Genomic DNA, 14579 nt, shown 5'->3' with positions numbered 1-14579 from the left:
TTATTTTTGAACCAGGTATTCAGGCGAGGCCATGGCCAGGAAAATGGCCAGCTGCACGCGGTAGGTCTTGGCCGTCGTCACTTGCGCGGCATTGCTGCCGCTGGCGGCGGGAATCGCGATGCTCGTGACGGCCGAGAGGATTTTCGTGCGCAGCCTGGACGACATATTGCCGGACATCAACAGCAAGTTGACCCGGTCAAGCAAGGCGGCCGGCTGGTCGGCCAGGGCCAGTTCGGCCGAGTAGTCGGCCCGCACGGCAAGGCTTTCGCCCACGCCGCCGCGGATGGCGTCCTGCATGAAGTTCAGGTAGCCGGTCACGGACGGTTCCGACGTGATCTGCATTTCCGGCGCCACCAGGCCCGCCGTTGCCAGCGCCGAGTTGGGCGGCACGTACGAGGGACGGAAGTAGTTGAAGACGGACGGCGCGTTCATGGGGTTCTGGCCCAGTCCCGCCAGCGGATCGCTGAGGTAATAGATGCGGTACTGCAAGGCCGCATCCTTGGCGTTGAACGCGCGCATCCAGTTGCCCAGACGCACAAGCGGCTCGCGCAGCTTGCCTGTGCGCAGGGTGCTGCCGGCCGGCGCCAGCGCTTCGGGGTCCAGCAGCACGGCGCGGATCACGGCCTGCATGTCGCCGCGCACGCCCGAGCCATTGTTGGCAAAGGCGGCCGCGACCCGGCCCACATAGGCGGGGCTTGGGTTGCTGGTGACGAGCCGCTGGATCAGCTGGCGGCCAAAGAAGGGGCCCACATTCGGGTGGTTGAACAGGGTGTCGAGGGCCAGCGCCATGTCCGCCTCGCCGCCGCCGGCAGCGGCCGCGCTCACGCCGAGAAAGCGTTTTTCGCTGGTGGAGTGGAACGCCGCATAGTTCTGCATCGGTTTCCAGTCGCGGTCCGGATCGGCCACGCTGCCATAAAAACGGTTTGCGGCCTGGTCCGGGCCCGCCCAGCTCCAGCCCGTAAACACCTTTGCCAGGCCGCCCACGTCGTCGCGCGTATAGGTGTCGATGGGCTTGCCGCCGGACATTTTCAATGAGCCATCCGCGTTCAGCTGGTACAGGCCGATGGTAAATAACTGCATCACTTCGCGTGCGAAATTTTCATCGGGCGTGCGCGTGGCCGATTCCTTCTGGTTGCGCAGGTGCGACAGATACAAGCCCATCATCGGATGGGTGGCCACGCCTTGCAGCAGGGTGCGGAAGTTGCCGAACGCGTACTGGCCCAGCATGTCGTAATAGCTGGCCACGCCCCGCGTCTGCGGCCACACGGCCTCGTTTTGCGTGGAGACGACGAAGATTTCCGACAGGGCAAAGGCCACGCGCTGGCGCAACTGGTCATCGCCGCGCACGGCTTGCTGCCAGAACGATTCATAAAAGTCGTTTGGCACGGCCTTGGTGGCCGCCGTGCCTGCGGCCGCATACTTGGCGTCGATGTATTTGCGGTGCAAGGTTTGCGGCTTGGAAAACTGCGCGCGGAACCAGGCATCGCTATCGCTGGCAGCCAGCGCGTCGATGGCTGCGATGTCCGGGCCGAACGTGGCGCGGCCCAGGAAGCGCGATGCTTCCGCGCGCGTGAAGGTGGCCGCCTGATTGGCCGGCGGCGTGGTCAGGGGCGGCGGCGGTATGGTATCGCCGGGCGAGGTGCCGGGGGCGGTGGTCGTTGGCGGCACCACCGATACGTCGGGGGGCTGGGTGGTGCCGGTCTTGCTGTCGCCGCCACCGCCGCCGCCGCAGGCGGCAAGCAGGCTGAACAAGGTGAGGGCCAGCAAACGGCGCAAAGTAGGGTCGGTCATTTAGTTTCTTTCAGGCAATCAAATTCTGGCCCGTTAATTGTAGGGCTTGCCTACCAAAATTCTGTTTGCAATTAACTATTTACGTGTTGGCCACGTTTGCTTTTGACTGACGTTGCCGTGGTGTTCGTGCTGTTTTCGCCGGTATAGAGCGAACTTTATTTTTTGAAAATGAAAAATATTTTTTGCCGATTCCAGGCACTGTGGCGGATAGGCGACGTAATCATTCCTGCCGATTAAGCTTGTTTGAAAGCTCATCTTGACAACGAAACTCGCTTCGCTGGAAACGATGGTTTTTACGTCATCGGCGAAATGCCATTCGCCGTTCGTCCCGCCTTTCCCTGCTGCCCCTTGCCGCAATTGCTGGCATGCCCCTTGCGTCAGGTAGGCATGGACCACTCGCCGCCTTTCACCGGAGCCCGCCATGACCAGCCGCCTGCTCGCCTATCGTCCCGAAATGGAATTGCCTCAAGTGCAGGGCATGCTGGCGCTGCAGCAGGAGGATGAACTGGCGCTGGCCGCGCACTTGCTGGAGCTGCAGGCGCCGGCCCAGTTCGACGCCTATCTGGCGCGCCAGCTCGATGCCACGGCGGCGGGCCAGCAGGTGCGCGGCACGCCGCTGGAAGGGCCGCTGCGCCAGCTGCTGGGCAAGGTGGTGGCGCCCCTGCTGCCCCTGCATGGGGGCGCGCCGCAGGTGCTCAAGCGGCGCGCTGCGCGCATCTTCGGCATGGAGCTGGAAGGCCTGAGCCCGGAAGACAAGGAATTCGAACTGGCGCGTCAGGTCGTGCATCTGATCGATGCCGTCAATACGGCGCTGGCGCAGGACGGCGCCGCGGGCACGCGCGCACCCGGGGCACGCGTGCAGGCGGCCCTGCTGCAAGTGGCACGCAGCGCGGCGCCAGGCTTGCTCAGACAGGCGGCGCACACGCCAGGGCGGGACGCTGGCCGCTGGCGCCGCGAGGGCGGGCACATCGTCGTGCTCGATTGTTAGCCGGGCGGCCAGCTGGTCCGGCGCTGTGGTGTCAACCGAGGTGTTAACTTTGAGGAGTTCATCATGCATGACATAGATCGTACGACCCTGGAATACGGGCAGGAAATGTCCGGATTTGAGGCGGAACAGTTCGAGTCTGGCCAGGGCGAGTGGAGCGGCGAGGGCGGGTCGAACGCCATGTTTTCCGAGGCCGAGGAGATGGAACTGGCCAATGAGCTGCTGTCGGTCAGCAATGAAGCGGAACTGGAACAGTTTCTCGGCAATTTCCTGCGCAAGGCCGCCTCGGTGGCGGGCGGCATCATCAAGTCGCCCGTGGGCCAGGCGATCGGCGGCGTGCTCAAGGGCGTGGCGAAGAAGGCCATCCCGCTGGCGGGCGGCGCCATCGGCGGCTATTTCGGCGGCCCGCTGGGGGCCAAGATCGGCAGCGGCCTGGCCTCGGCAGCGGGCAGCGCGCTAGGGCTGGAAGCGGAAGCGTCGTCGAACGAGGACCGCGAATTCGAGGGCGCCAGGCAGTTCGTGCGCCTGGCCGCCGACACCGTCAACCGCGCCGCCCAGGCGCGCGGCGCGGGCGACCCCCGTGCCATCGCCCAGGCGGCGGCCAGCGCGGCGGCGCGCCAGTTCGCGCCCGGCCTGCTGGGCCGGCCGGGCGGCCCGGTCGCCACGCAGAACGGCAGCGGCGCCGGTGCGGGGGGCGGCATGGCGCCGGCCGGCGTGCGCAGCCAGGCCGGCATGCGTCCCGCCAGCGGGCGCTGGGCGCGCCAGGGCCACAAGATCGTCCTGTACGGCGTCTGACATCATGGCCATCGGCGCTTACGCTGCCTGGATGCTGGCGCAGGAGGCGCGCTCGCTGCTGACGCGGCTGGCGCGGCTGGAACCGTTCGCGCTGATCGAGCCGACGGTGCTGGCGGCCGCCCTGATGCCCAGCGCCCAGTCGGCCATCGAAAGCCAGCTGGTGCAGGGCCGGCGCGAGTTGCGGCGCATGGTGGCCCAGTTCCAGTGGTGGCTGCGGCGCGAGCAGGCCGACGGCGCCAGCATGGCCACGGCGGCCGAGGCGCAGCGCCGCTTCACTTTCCTGCGCCTGAAATTCAATGCCGCGCTGACCCAGTTCGACCTGTTCAACGAAGTCATCACGCAGCGCAGCGAGCACAAGACGGGCGTGTGGCTGGCCGGCCTCGACATCGTTGCCGCCGATGCCCTGGCGCTGCCCGGCGAGGTGTACCAGGCGCCGCCCGTCATCTGCTACCTGGACCGGGGGCCGGGTGCGGCCATCCGCCGTGCGCGCACGCGCCTGCCGGGCGGCGGCGACAATCCCGTCGCCATCATCCGCCTGCCGCGCGAACGCATGATCGGCAGCAGCATCGCCTCGTCGCTGGTGCACGAGGTCGGACACCAGGGCGCGGCGCTGCTGGACCTGGTGGCGTCCCTGCGCCCCGTGCTGCAAGCCATGCAGCACGGCGGCAGCGGCCCCGTGCACGTGTGGCAGCTGTGGGAACGGTGGATATCCGAGATCGTGGCCGATTTCTGGTCGCTGGCGCGCGTGGGCGTGGCCGCCACCCTGGGCCTGATCGGCGTGGTCAGCCTGCCGCGCGTGTTTGTGTTCCGCCTCAATGTCGACGACCCCCACCCGGTGCCATGGCTGCGCGTGCGCCTGAGCTGCGCCATGGGGCGGGCATTGTATCCGCATCCGCAATGGAACCGGCTGGAGCAGCTGTGGCTGTCGTACTACCCGCTGACGGACTTGCCGCCGGCCCGGCAGCGCCTGCTGGAGCAGCTGCAGGCCAGCATGGCGGCCCTGGTCGGCGTGCTGGTGCAGCACCGGCCGCCCGCCTTGCGCGGCAGCTCGCTGGCCGAAGCCATGGCCGTGCAGGCGCGCCAGCCGGCCATGCTGGCCCAGCTGTTTCGCAGCTGGACGCTGGCGCCGGCGCAGATGTACCAGGCCACGCCGACCCTGGTGTTTGCCGTGCTGGGCCAGGCGCGCGCCAGCGGCACCTTGAGCCCGGAAGACGAAAGCGAGCTGCTGGGGCGCTTGCTGACCCACTGGGCCCTGCGCAGCACCCTGGACACGTCGGAGCTGTGCGCCGATGTCGTGCGGCATGGCCGCCAGTCCGGCAGGCTGCCGCCCCTGGCATCCCGTTTGATTATCCATTGAGGAGAATGACATGAGCAGCAAGATGAGCAACAAGATGAGCAGCAGGGGCGGGGCGGCGGGGCGGGCGGGCCCGCAACAGCAGGGCGGCAGCATCGCCGTCACCGTGCACGAACAGAACAGCGGGGCCATGGTCGTCAATGCCGCCATCAGCCTGTACCGGGGCGCCCAGGCCGACTGCCATGATTTCAATGCCGCCGCCTGGCAAGCCGACCCCGCCATGCTGGTGGGCGTGCGCTGGACGGATGGGCGTGGCAGCACCGTATTTTCCGAGCTGGCGACGGGCAGCTACGTGGGCGTGTATGGCAATTTTCCCAGCACGGCGCCCCAGTGCGTGACGGTGCAAGCGGGCTGCAGCGCCGTGCTGTGCTTCAAGCCGCAGCTCAATCCGCAGGTGGCGCTGGCGTTTGAAACGCCGGACTGCCAACCCAGCGACTGCCAGTTCGGCAGGGTGGGCGACCGCGCCGTGGCCACCGTCTCGTTTGACGGCGATCAGAGCGCCGACGGGCGCGACCAGGTACAGGTGCTGGCCGCCGCGCCATGGGTGCCCATGCGCGGCACGCCGAACGCCTTTTCCACACCCGTGCGGCGCGTCGGCATGCACCGTTTCATGGCGCAGATGATGCTGTCGCAGCGGTCCGACCTGCGCAGTATCCTGCCTGTGCCGGAAGGGCTGAGTCCGAACGCCATGCTGGCGCTGGATGCGGAGTACGAGACGGAAGAGCGCCAGCCCACGCCCATCTCCGGCAATGTGGGCGTGTCGCTGACGCGCACGGAAACGGAGCCGACGGAAGACTTGCCGCTGTGGACCCTGATACGCAACAGCACCGAAGCGATGTCGTTTACGAATTACCTGCATTTCATGGACAGCCTGTTTTGCGGCGACCTGGCCAATGTGCGCGGCTTCGAACAGGAACGCTTCGTGAAAAAAGCCGACATGTTCCAGCAGCTCAAGCAGCGCCGCGCGCTGCCGTTTTCCGATTCCGATTCCTACCGCGTGCTGAAAGTGGCGACGGAAGCGTTCGTGATGGTCAATTGCGGCGTGCTGAACCAGCCGCTGGCCTTCAATCCGGCCGAGGACAACGCCTACCTGGACCGGCGCGACATTCCCCAGGGGCGCGACCTGGAAACCGTGCTGCGCAACGATTACCTGGAAAATATCGACGGCTTCCAGACCTTGCCCTATCTGGCCGTGATCCGCCGCAAGCTGCCCGACATCCCCATCAGCATCCCGCGCGGCCAGGAAGGCGAGGTGGACCTGTGTTTTGGCATCATCCAGGAAAAGCTGGCGAACCCTTGCCTGCTGGAACTGATCTGGTCGTACTGGCACGAAGAAGGCATGCTGGTGCAGACCATGAACGCCATCACGCAGCGCTTCCAGAACCTGCGCGCGCCGGGCAGCGGCCTCGATCCCCTGTCGAACACGGAAATCGACATGCTGCGTCCCCTGAACAACTTGCTGTGGGGATACACCCAGGATGAGCAGCACCGGCTGACCGTGGTGCGCCGCAATTACGAGTACGACCACCATTACGGCGTGCGCCTCGACGGCAAGGCGGTACAGCACTTCCGGCCGGCCGACAGCCGCTCGAAATTCCTCGAAGCGTTCCACCATTTGCTGCGCCTGCTCACCTCGTTCTACAAGCAGGACGACGACACCACCGTCAAGGCGGACGCCTTCCCCGTGCTGAATGCCTTGAAGGAAATCCACCTGATCCTGTCGCAGGGCGCGCACAACCAGTTTGGCGACTTGCCGTCGACGGCGCGCATCGAGATGCTGATGCAGCAATGGATGCTGGCGCGGCCCGAGTTCCGCGAATTCCTGCCCACGCGCGTGATGGTGGCGTATCCGGAACCGTGGATGGACAGGGTCGACGCCATGAAGAAACTGCAGGGCTGGACGGATACGAGCGTGATGCATTTCCGTAACCTGGCCATCTTTGGCGAGCAATTGCTGCTCTCCGTGCGCTATGGCAACTGGAGCGACATCTATGAGCCGACCCAGGCATTCAACTGGGCGCGTTTCTGGCGCCCCCAGGTGCAGGGCTACATCCACGGCTACCGCGCTGCCACGGGGGTGGATTTGTCCGTCGACAGCAGCGACCCGGTGGTCGAAGCGACGATGCCCTCGGTGTTGCTGCGCCAGCGCCTGAGCCAGCAGCTGCGCAGCGTCTAGGGCGGGGGCGGGGCGCGTGCATGCTCGACTTTACCAGTGCCCTCTACCTGGGCATGCGTCATCCGTCGGCCCAGCTGGCGCCGTGGCGCAGCCTGACCCTGGGCCAGCCGGCAGCCCTGCGCGAGCCGCCGGGCGCGCCAGCCCTGGCAGCCAGCCTGGCGGCGCTGCAAGGCTGCGAGGCGGCCTGCGTGCTGCCGTCGACCCTGCACCTGTTCTGGGACCTGTTCGGCATGCTGGCCGCCGAGAAGCTGGTGATCCTCGTCGATGGCGGCAGCTACGCCATCGCGCGCTGGGGCGCGGAGCGGGCGCAGGCGCTGGGACTGCCCTTGCGCGTCTTTCCCAGCGGCGAGGTGGCGGTGCTGCGGCGGCTGGCGGCGGCCTGGGGCAGGCAAGGGCGGCGTCCCTTGATCCTGGCCGATGGCTATGTGCCGGGCAGCGAGCAAGTCTTGCCGCTGGCCGCCTATGCCGCCCTGGCGCGCCAGGGCGGCGGCTATCTGCTGCTGGACGACACGCAAGTGCTGGGTGTGGCGGGCGCATCCGGTGGCGGCTCGGCGCGGCTGCACGGCTTGCCGGGCGGTTACGACAAGGCCGGCGGCCACCTGATCGTGGGCGCCTCGCTGGCCAAGGGCCTGGGCGTGCCGCTGGCCGTGCTGGCCGGCTGCGGCGCCCTGCTGCGGCGTTTCGAGGCGCACAGCCAGACGCGCGTGCATGCCAGTCCCCCTTCGGTGGCCTTGCTGGCGGCGGCGCGGCACGCGCTGGCCCTGAATGCGCACCACGGCGACGCCCTGCGGGCCAGGCTGGCGGACAGGGTGGCGCAATGGCGGACCGGGATGGCGGCCGCCGGCATCGCCTGCCGGGGCGGCAGCTTCCCCGTGCAGCGCCTGCCCGGCCGTGCCCATTTGCAGCCGGCCTTGCGCGCAGCGGGCGTGCTGGCGCTGGCGCAGGCGGGCGGCGGCGCCGGCGCGCTGACTTTCCTGCTGCGGGCCGACCAGACACCAGGGCAAGTGCAACAGGCGATGGATTTGCTTGAACATCACATCAGGAGGCGATATGAACGACGCGTTTGAAGTGCTGCCCTTTGCGGGGCAGCCGGCAGCGGCCGGGGAGCAGGAATGGCTGGGGGAATGGTCGCAGGAGTGGTCGCAGGAATGGCAAGGCGAGGACGAGGCCGAAGCCGAATGGGAGGGCGAGCGCTGGCGGCCCGGCGAAGGCCGCGGCGGCATGCGCGGCGGCGGGCTGCGCGCGCGGCCGCCCTTGCGCGGACAGCGCCGTCCCATCCCGCCCCGCTACCAGGGACAGGGCCGCCGGCCGCCCCGCCATGCCGGGCATCCCCTGCCATATCTGCCGCCGCGCTACCGTGGCTGGGGCGGCTATGCACCTATCTATCCGACCATCTATCCAGCGCCGTATCCCTTGGCCGAACCCGCTTTCGGCGGCCAGCAGGAACCGGAACCGGACGGGGGCCAGGATCAGGGGCAGGATGTCGGACAAGACCAGGGGCAGGACGATGGCCAGATGCAGGGCGAGATCCCGCCGACCCTGGCCGGCACCATGGGCCGGGTGCCGGAAGCTGCCGCTTTGACCTACCAGGCGCTGGGGCCGCTGGCCAATGCCTTGCGCGATCCGAATGGCCGGGGGCCTGGCCTGTATGTGATCGAATTCGACGCGGGCGGGCGGCGTCGCGCCTACAGCGGCCAGACGGACGATTTGCACCGGCGCCTGCTGCAGCACCGCCTGTGCGGCCAGATGCTGGCCGTCGACTTGAGCACGCACCAGGTGTATGTGGCGCCCCTGGCCTCGGCGGCGCAGCGGCGCCGTATCGAGCAGCGCATCCATGACGACATGTTTGCCAACCAGCGCGGCGTGCTGACCAATCAGCGGCGCGAACTGGAACTGGCCGTGCTCGGTGAAATGTGGACCTGAATGGAGGCCTGGCAGCCAGGTCTTGAACATTGCGAAGGAGAGCATCATGCACCAACTCGAATGCGCGTGCGCGCAATGCCGGCAGCGGGCCGGCGCCGCGTTTGAAGTGCTGGAATTCGGCCAGGACTGGCCCGGCAAGGGCAGTGCGCGGGCCGTGTTTGGCGAAGAGGAAGAACTGCAGCTGGCCATGGAATTGCTGGAAGTGGCCAGCGAAGAAGAACTCGACCAGTTTCTGGGCAACGTCTTCAAGAGCGTGTGGAAGGGTGTCAAAAAAGTGGGTTCGACGATTGCCAAGGTGGCCAAGCCCCTGGGCGGCGCCTTGAAGGCCGTGGCCAAGACGGCCTTGCCCTTTGTCGGCGGCGCCCTCGGGTCGATGATCCCGATACCGGGCGTGGGCACGGCGCTGGGCTCGGCCCTGGGACGCGCCGCCAGCAGTGCGCTCGAGCTGGAAATGGCCGCCGAAGCGCCGGCCGACCGCGAACTGGAACTGGCGCGCCGCTTCGTGCGCATCGCGGGGCAGGCGGCGCGCCTGGCGGCCGACAGCGACGGCAGCGCGCGCGCCGTGGAAAGCGCGCTGACGCGGGCCTTGCACCAGCAACTGCCGCACTTCCGCTCGCCCGCGCCGCAGACCGAGGAAGAGAGCGGGCGCTGGCGCCGGCGCGGCAACCGCATCGTCGTGATGGGCGACTGGAACTGAACGGCGCAGGCGACAGGTATGGCGCCCGTCATCGATTGCCATTGCCATGCGGGACCGGGCGACGGCTTGAGCGGGCCGTGGGACAGCGATGCGCCGCTGCACGCCTACCTGCGCCGCGCACGGACGGCCGGCATAGGCCGCAGCGTGCTGTTCGCCACTTTCCACTCCGATTACGCGATTGCCAACCACGCCGTGGCGCGCCTGGTCGCGTCCGATCCGCAGCGTTTTTATGGCTTTGCCTTCGTGCATGCACGGCGCGACCGGGGCCGCGTCATGGACCTGGTGCGCACGGCCGTCGAGCGCTACGGTTTTGTCGGCATCAAGGCGCACCGCCTGGACGCGCGCATCAGCGGCGAAGTGTGCGATGCGGCGCGCTTCTTCGGCTTGCCCGTGCTGTACGACCCGGCCGGCGAGGTGGCCGTGGCCCAGTTGCTGGCGCAGCAGTATCCCGATGTCAATTTCATCCTGCCCCATCTGGGCAGCTTCGGCGACGACTGGGCGGCGCAGCTGGCGCTGATCGACCATCTGGCCCGCCACCGCAACATCCATACGGACAGTTCCGGCGTGCGCCGCTTTGACCTGCTGCAACAGGCCGTGCAGCGCGCGGGGCCGCACAAGGTCTTGTTCGGCTCGGATGGCCCCTGGCTGCATCCGGGGCTGGAATTGCACAAGATTCATTTGCTGGGCTTGCCGGCGCCGGACGCAGCGTTGATCACGGGCGGCAATTTTTTGCGGCTGGCGGGACTGGCGTGAGGCGGATCACCGCGGCCTCGGCGCGGCCGGCATCGGAGCTGCGGGCGCTTGCGTCGCGCAGGCCGCCGTCTTGCGGCGTATCTGCAGGGCGCGGTCCGTCACGCCCAGGCGGGCGGCGGCGCGCTGGTTGTTGCCGTGCTCCTCGGCCAGCACCAGTCGGATGGCCATGTCGGCGGCGCAGCGCGTGATGTGCGACAGCTTGCAACCCTGGGCCAGGGCACGCCGCACGGCCGCTTCGAAGTGCTGGTCGGGCCAGGGCGGCGCCTGCAGCCGTTCTTCGGGAGGCAGGGCGCCGATGGTGATGGGGCCGGGGCCGCAATGGCGGTGCCAGATGCGCGTGACGGTCTGGCGCAGCTCGCGCACATTGCCCGGATAGTCGCGCAGCAGCAGGTATTCGCGCACGGCCGCGTCCAGCGGGGGCGGCGCTTGCTGGGCCAGTTCGGCCAGGAAATGCCGGGCCAGGGGCAGGATATCGTCCTGGCGCTCGCGAAGGGGCGGCGTCCGGCAACGGCAGCCGGCGATGCGGTAATACAGGTCGGCGCGAAAGGCGCCGCGCGCCACTTCGCGCTCCAGTTCGCGGTTGGTGGCGCACACGAGCCGGAACTGCGTCGGCTGCCACGTGTTGCCCCCCACGCGCTTGTACTTGCGTTCCTGGATGGCGCGCAACAGCTGCGCCTGCAGGGGTAGGGGCAGTTCGCCCACTTCGTCGAGAAACAGCACGCCGCCGTCGGCCAGGGCAAAAGCGCCGTCGCGCGCGCCCGCCGCACCCGTAAAGGCGCCCCGTTCGTGGCCGAACAGTTCGCTGCCTGCCAGTTCCGGCGACAGGGTGGTGCAGTCGAGGATAGTGAAGTCGCCGCTGCAGTTGCCGAGGCGGTGGACCAGTTGCGCCAATAAATCCTTGCCCGTGCCCGTCTCTCCCGTAATCAGTATCGAGGCCTGGCTGAAGGCGGCCATTTCCACCACTTGATGCAGCAAGGCGGTCCACACGGCGCTGCCGCCCACGAGGGCCCCGCGCACGGCGTTTGACGCCAGCAGCTGCGCCACGGCCTGCCAGCGCTGCAGCCGTGCCAGCACCTGGCCCGCATCGGCGCTACCGGCCGGCCACAGCAGGACATCGAGGGCGCCGGCCGCCAGCACGGCCCGCTGCTGCGCGCAGCTCAGGGCCTGGCCGCAAGCGGCAATGGCCAGTACGGAGGCGTGCCGGCACAGCGCCGGCAGCGCGTGCAGCAGCGCCGCATCGGCTTCGGCAAACAGCACGATGCCCGCTTCGTCCCCGTCTCCGTCGCCATCGTGCCGCCGGGCGACAGTTACCTGAGCCTGCTGCAAGGCCGCCAGCAGCAGCGCGCCACTGCCAGCCGCCGCCTGCTGCACGATTTCCAGCCACACCTTGAGCGCCATATGCCAGCCATCACGAGGCCACGAGTCGCCCATCTTAGAAGCCCGCCACCCCGGCCGTTTGATCTGGCACAAGCGTGCGCGGTAGCCGGAAATGAAAAACGCCGCCTGATCTGCATCAGGCGGCGTTAATGACTACCGTTCCAGCAACGTCATCAAGCAACGTCACGAGAATGACTAAAAACGTTCAGGGCAAGGCGCATTGCCGAAGACAGTACGAATAGTACGGCTAGGCAATGCAACGCCGCCATGGACGATTTTTAGGCGTTCTCATCCATCTTGACGCAGTCGACGAAGTAGCCGCGCTTGCCATCGACCTCGCGTTTCACGAGACCATGCACATCCGTCTCGAAGCCGGGGAAGCGCTCGTTGAAGTCGCGCGCGAAGCGCAGGTAGTCGACGATGGTCTTGTTGAAGCGCTCGCCCGGGATCAGCAGCGGAATGCCCGGTGGGTACGGCGTCAGCAGGATGGACGTGATGCGGCCTTCCAGTTCGTCGATGGCCACGCGCTCGATTTCGCGGTGCGCCATCTTGGCGAACGCGTCCGACGGCTTCATGGCCGGGATCATGTCCGACAGGTACATTTCCGTCGTCAGGCGCGCCACGTCGTAAGCCTTGTAGAAATCGTGGATTTGCTGGCACAGGTCGCGCAAGCCCATTTTTTCGTAGCGCGGGTTGGTCGCCGCAAATTCCGGCAGGATGCGCCACATCGGCTGGTTCTTGTCGTAGTCGTCCTTGAATTGCTGCAAGGCCGTCAGCAGGGTATTCCAGCGGCCCTTGGTGATGCCGATGGTAAACATGATGAAGAACGAGTACAGGCCGCATTTTTCAATGATGACGCCGTGCTCGGCCAGGTACTTGGTGACGATGGACGCGGGGATGCCCGTGTCGCCGAACTGGCCGTCCAGCGACAGGCCCGGATTGACGATGGTCGCCTTGATCGGGTCGAGCATGTTGAAGCCGGGAGCCAGGTCGCCGAAGCCGTGCCAGTCATCCTCGGCGCGTATCATCCAGTCTTCCTGCTGGCCCATGCCTTCGTCGTTGAAGCTGGACGGACCCCACACCTGGAACCACCAGTCCTGGCCCCATTCCTGGTCGATCTTCTTCATGGCGCGGCGGAAATCGAGCGCTTCCATGATCGATTCTTCCACCAGGGCCGTGCCGCCCGGCGCTTCCATCATGGCCGCAGCCACGTCGCACGAAGCGATGATCGAGTATTGCGGCGAGGTCGAGGTGTGCATCAGGTAAGCCTCGTTGAAGGCGTCCTGGTCCAGCTTGACCGTGTCCGATTCGCGCACGAGGATTTGCGAGGCCTGCGACAGGCCGGCCAGCAATTTGTGCGTGGACTGGGTCGAGAAGATCATCGATTCCTTGGCGCGCGGACGGTCCTTGCCGATGGCGTGCATATTCTTGTAGAAATCGTGGAAGGTGGCGTGCGGCAGCCATGCTTCATCGAAGTGCAGGGTGTCGATCTTGCCGTCCAGCATTTCGCGCAGGGTTTCCACGTTGTAGATCACGCCGTCGTAGGTCGATTGCGTGATGGTGAGAATGCGCGGCTTCTTGTTCTTTGCTTCGCGCGCGAACGGATTCGCCTCGATCTTGCGGGCAATGCTTTCCGGCGTGAATTCGTGCAGGGGGATGGGGCCGATGATGCCCAGGTGATTGCGCGTCGGCATCAGGAACACGGGAATCGCGCCGCACATGATGATCGAATGCAAGATCGACTTGTGGCAGTTGCGGTCGACGACGACGATGTCGCCTGGCGCCACGGTCGAGTGCCACACCATCTTGTTCGAGGTCGACGTACCGTTGGTGACGAAATAGCAATGATCGGCATTGAAGATGCGCGCCGCATTGCGTTCGGACGCGGCGACAGGACCCGTATGGTCGAGCAGCTGGCCCAGTTCCTCGACGGCGTTGCAGACGTCGGCGCGCAGCATGTTTTCACCGAAGAACTGGTGGAACATCTGGCCGATCGGCGACTTCAGGAAGGCCACGCCGCCCGAGTGGCCGGGGCAATGCCACGAGTAGGAACCATCGTTGGCGTAGTGCACCAGCGCGCGGAAGAACGGCGGCGACAGGCCGTCCAGATAGGACTTCGCTTCGCGGATGATGTGGCGCGCGACGAATTCCGGCGTATCTTCGAACATGTGGATGAAACCATGCAGTTCGCGCAGGATATCGTTGGGAATATGGCGCGAGGTGCGCGTTTCGCCGTACAGATAGATGGGGATGTCCGCGTTCTTGTAGCGGATTTCCTCGACGAAGGCGCGCAGGGACTTGAGCGCGTGGTCCGTTTCCTCGATGGAACCGGCACCGAATTCCTCGTCGTCGATCGACAGCACGAAGGCGGACGCCCGCGATTGCTGCTGGGCAAATTGCGACAAATCGCCGTAGCTGGTCACGCCCAGCACTTCCATGCCTTCTTTTTCCATTGCGGCGGCAAGGGCGCGAATGCCCAGGCCGGACGTATTTTCAGAACGGAAATCCTCGTCAATGATGACGATAGGGAAACGAAATTTCATGCATGTCTCCAAAAAAGCAAGCCGCCCCTGACGTAATGGAGGGGCGGACTAGGGCGCGACTTCAGGCGGCAAAGCAACCCGGCAGACGCAGAAAAAAAATAAGAACGGGATTCTCGCAGAAATGCAGCGTCTGCGGGAAAAAAATATCGCCCCCAGGCGTCACGAGCAAGCGCTAGCGTGACGCA

12 protein-coding genes are annotated in these 14579 nt (G+C 66.5%); 8 read left to right on the top strand and 4 right to left on the bottom strand.

The genetic code is table 11. The annotated features are described in order from the left end of the window. The gene (locus VPH41_RS12545; RefSeq protein WP_152284583.1) at nt 1-1791 is read right to left on the bottom strand and encodes a DUF1800 domain-containing protein; all 1791 of its coding nucleotides are present in this window, start codon (nt 1789-1791) and stop codon (nt 1-3) included. A 75-nt stretch (nt 1792-1866) separates the two neighbouring features. After that, on the bottom strand, nt 1867-2214 hold the full coding sequence (locus VPH41_RS12540; protein WP_328570269.1) for a hypothetical protein: 348 nt from the start codon (nt 2212-2214) through the stop codon (nt 1867-1869). Between VPH41_RS12540 and VPH41_RS12535 the strand changes: the two genes are divergently transcribed. From VPH41_RS12535 to VPH41_RS12500, 8 genes are all read left to right on the top strand, one after another. Beyond that, entirely contained in the window at nt 2213-2779 is a 567-nt protein-coding gene (locus VPH41_RS12535; RefSeq protein ID WP_328570268.1) for a hypothetical protein, read from the top strand. The two genes, VPH41_RS12540 and VPH41_RS12535, sit on opposite strands and share 2 nt — an antisense overlap. Before the next feature lie 63 nt (nt 2780-2842). Next, nucleotides 2843-3571, top strand: coding sequence for a hypothetical protein (locus VPH41_RS12530; protein ID WP_328570267.1), 729 nt, complete (start codon nt 2843-2845; stop codon nt 3569-3571). Nucleotides 3572-3575: 4 nt separating this feature from the next. Next, nucleotides 3576-4928 (top strand): hypothetical protein, encoded by a 1353-nt coding sequence (locus VPH41_RS12525; RefSeq protein WP_328570266.1) that lies wholly within the window; start codon nt 3576-3578, stop codon nt 4926-4928. A 10-nt stretch (nt 4929-4938) separates the two neighbouring features. Continuing rightward, nucleotides 4939-7101: a hypothetical protein gene (locus VPH41_RS12520; RefSeq protein WP_328570265.1), complete on the top strand. Its 2163-nt coding sequence runs from the start codon at nt 4939-4941 to the stop codon at nt 7099-7101. Nucleotides 7102-7121: 20 nt separating this feature from the next. Beyond that, on the top strand, nt 7122-8168 hold the full coding sequence (locus VPH41_RS12515) for a hypothetical protein (RefSeq protein WP_328570264.1): 1047 nt from the start codon (nt 7122-7124) through the stop codon (nt 8166-8168). Next, nucleotides 8152-9024: a hypothetical protein gene (locus VPH41_RS12510; protein ID WP_328570263.1), complete on the top strand. Its 873-nt coding sequence runs from the start codon at nt 8152-8154 to the stop codon at nt 9022-9024. The genes VPH41_RS12515 and VPH41_RS12510 overlap by 17 nt, the downstream gene beginning before the upstream one ends. Nucleotides 9025-9070: 46 nt before the next feature. Further along, the gene (locus tag VPH41_RS12505; RefSeq protein ID WP_328570262.1) at nt 9071-9721 is read left to right on the top strand and encodes a hypothetical protein; all 651 of its coding nucleotides are present in this window, start codon (nt 9071-9073) and stop codon (nt 9719-9721) included. Nucleotides 9722-9739: 18 nt separating this feature from the next. Then, nucleotides 9740-10474 carry an amidohydrolase family protein gene (locus tag VPH41_RS12500; protein WP_328570261.1) on the top strand — a complete coding sequence of 245 codons (735 nt, stop codon included), beginning with the start codon at nt 9740-9742 and terminating at the stop codon, nt 10472-10474. A gap of 6 nt (nt 10475-10480) precedes the next feature. Here VPH41_RS12500 and VPH41_RS12495 read toward each other — a convergent pair whose 3' ends face one another. Both VPH41_RS12495 and VPH41_RS12490 read right to left on the bottom strand, forming a co-directional pair. After that, complete coding sequence (locus tag VPH41_RS12495; RefSeq protein ID WP_328570260.1) at nt 10481-11872, bottom strand: sigma-54-dependent transcriptional regulator; 1392 nt, start codon at nt 11870-11872, stop codon at nt 10481-10483. A 257-nt stretch (nt 11873-12129) separates the two neighbouring features. Next, nucleotides 12130-14394 carry an arginine/lysine/ornithine decarboxylase gene (locus tag VPH41_RS12490; protein ID WP_328570259.1) on the bottom strand — a complete coding sequence of 755 codons (2265 nt, stop codon included), beginning with the start codon at nt 14392-14394 and terminating at the stop codon, nt 12130-12132. Nucleotides 14395-14579: the final 185 nt, after the last annotated feature.

The sequence above is a fragment of the Janthinobacterium sp. P210006 genome, assembly GCF_036231885.1.
Taxonomy (GTDB): Bacteria; Pseudomonadota; Gammaproteobacteria; order Burkholderiales; family Burkholderiaceae_D; genus Janthinobacterium; species Janthinobacterium violaceinigrum.
The sequence above is the reverse complement of the archived record's forward strand: the minus strand, read 5'-3'. Positions and strand labels throughout refer to the sequence as shown.